Origin of the sequence: Prevotella sp. TCVGH (assembly GCF_023522295.1) — a bacterium.
Classification (GTDB): Bacteria; Bacteroidota; Bacteroidia; order Bacteroidales; family Bacteroidaceae; genus Prevotella; species Prevotella timonensis.
In genome coordinates, this window is record NZ_QFFX01000131.1 from 1 (window position 1) to 1,796 (window position 1,796).

The window sequence follows — 1,796 nt, forward strand, 5'->3', positions numbered from 1 at the left end:
CATTATCGTCACTATGAGGGTCTACGTCTGCTACCCTCTGTCTGTGAAGAGATAATAATTCAGCAGACCCTAATTATTGCTCAAAAGTTGGCTTATTTATATGGTTATCCTGATTTGTGCGACCAAAATGGGCATTTAACAGAATCCTCTTATGATGTGCTGACTATCTTTTTGGGTGTCATGCTCGGATCAAGCGCTGCTAACAAAGCTTTTAAGCAACTCTCAGAAACATTTGCCGAACACACAACTATGAGTATGCCACAAGTGAGCGTGACGGAAACTATGTGGTATCCATTAGTAAAAGGGGTGTCCAAATGGGTTAGGACGAAATTCGTTAAAGGTTCTGTGACAAAACGCTTGAGTAAGGCAGTTCCTGTTATCGGTGGTGTTGTTGCTGGTTTTTTAACTTATAAAACGTTTAAGCCAAATGCAAAACGGTTAAAGAAACAAATGCAAGCAAATGCGATGTTATTCAAATCGGTATGACATTTATCAAATGCTTTGCATTAATTTATGATGTTAATTGACATAGGTTAGTGACTAATTGTTTTTCTGATACTTAAAAAATATTTATTATTACATAAAAGAATTAAAATTTTGAATAAAGTTTTAGAAATTAAATTAAAAATTTTATATTTGCTGTAAATACAAAAAAAATATTAACCTTATTGATAAAAAAACGAAAACTGGCTTTGTTTATTAACCTTAAGCATAAAATCGTTTTATCAATTAAAGATAGTTATTAACTTTTAGAATTAAAGTTATACGTATAGTAGTACCATAAATACTCGTGTGATATGAAAAAACTGTGTTATTTGCGACGTATTGAACGAATCGTTTTATTCATTTTCTTTCTTTTATTTATTAGAGTTGGACATGCTTTAGCTCAAAGTTTACCTAATGAAATAGCCATTGTATGTCAAAATGAACCAATGAAGCTTGTTTTGAATAAAATAGAACAAAAGACCCAATATAAGTTTTTATATAAACAAGAGGATATAAAGAATATAAATGTAACCGTTGATATTCAGACTAAAAATATTAAAAAACTTCTGAATAGTATTTTAGCTCCATATTCTTTAAAGTATGAAATTGTAGGAGATAACATTACTATTTCCACTTTTAAGTCGTTGGAGAACAGTCACTTAAAAGGTCGTGTAGTAGATGATAAAGGACTACCCTTGCCTGGCGTAAATATAAAAACAAATGAAAGTTCTGTAGTGGGAGTTACTGATGCCGATGGTCGGTTTGATATTTTCATTCCACACGATAAAAAAATATCTAAAGTAGAATTCTCCTATATTGGAATGAATAAAACTTCAGTTAATTTTACAGGGAAACAACTCTTTGTTACTATGAAAGAAGATGCCCAAAGTGTAGGAGAAATTGTTGTTAATGGTATATTTGAGCGGAAAAAAGAAAGTTTTACAGGTGCTACAACGGTTATTAGGAAAGACGAACTCATGAGAGGTGGAAGTCAGAACTTATTGCAAAACCTTAAAAATTTAGATCCCGCATTCAAAATAGTTGAGAATATGGATTTGGGGTCTAATCCCAACTCTATGCCTGAAGTTAGGATGCGCGGCCAGCAATCTATGCCTGACTTAAAGGGTACATATAAAGGTAATCCTAACCAGCCATTGTTTATATTGGATGGTTTTGAAACAGATGTGACGACTATTTACGATTTGGACATGAACCGCGTAGAAACTGTTGTCTTATTAAACCCAAATCGGTCATTAGGATTTCTCTGTGTCGTACGGCAAAGAGAAATCCTTTAATTTTTTCCATATGGA

At 32.7% G+C, this 1,796-nt stretch carries 1 protein-coding gene and 1 pseudogene; both read left to right on the forward strand.

Annotated features, from left to right (window positions below):
* A pseudogene (locus DEM91_RS12415) lies at positions 1-486 on the forward strand (hypothetical protein); the annotation flags it as partial.
* A 311-nt stretch (positions 487-797) separates the two neighbouring features.
* On the forward strand, positions 798-1,781 hold the full coding sequence (locus tag DEM91_RS12420) for an STN domain-containing protein (protein WP_195254174.1): 984 nt from the start codon (positions 798-800) through the stop codon (positions 1,779-1,781).
* Positions 1,782-1,796: the final 15 nt, after the last annotated feature.